Annotated in this window: 1 protein-coding gene; it reads left to right on the plus strand. The window is 69.4% G+C overall.

The window, feature by feature from the left end:
* Nucleotides 1-346: TY-Chap domain-containing protein (locus ACOADB_RS26445; RefSeq protein ID WP_378606053.1), on the plus strand; the 346-nt coding region annotated here is incomplete at both ends.

Consider the following 346-nt stretch of genomic DNA (forward strand, 5'->3'; position numbering starts at 1 on the left):
TCGACCCGGACGGTCGCGACCACCTGATCCTCGAACTGCCCGGCGACGACGAGAGCGGAACAGCGCCGTACGCCCAGTTCGCCGGGTTCGGCAGCGGAACCATGCTCCGCTGTGAGATCAGCAGCAACACCTACCTCGGCCGCTCCTTCCTGCTCGACGAGCGCGGTCGGCTGCTGCTCGAGGACGCCGGCTTCACGCTTCAGCACGACCACGCCGGAGACCCGTTGAACTGGGCCTCGGATCGGCCGGTCGGCGAGGCCGTCGCCCTCGCGAGCCAGGTCGTGTTCGCGCTGCGCGACGTGTTCGGGATCCCACACCCGCACCTGTTGACCTGCCAGGCATGGGG

Source organism: Nocardioides sp. CPCC 206348, from assembly GCF_048654705.1.
Taxonomy (GTDB): domain Bacteria; phylum Actinomycetota; class Actinomycetes; order Propionibacteriales; family Nocardioidaceae; genus Nocardioides.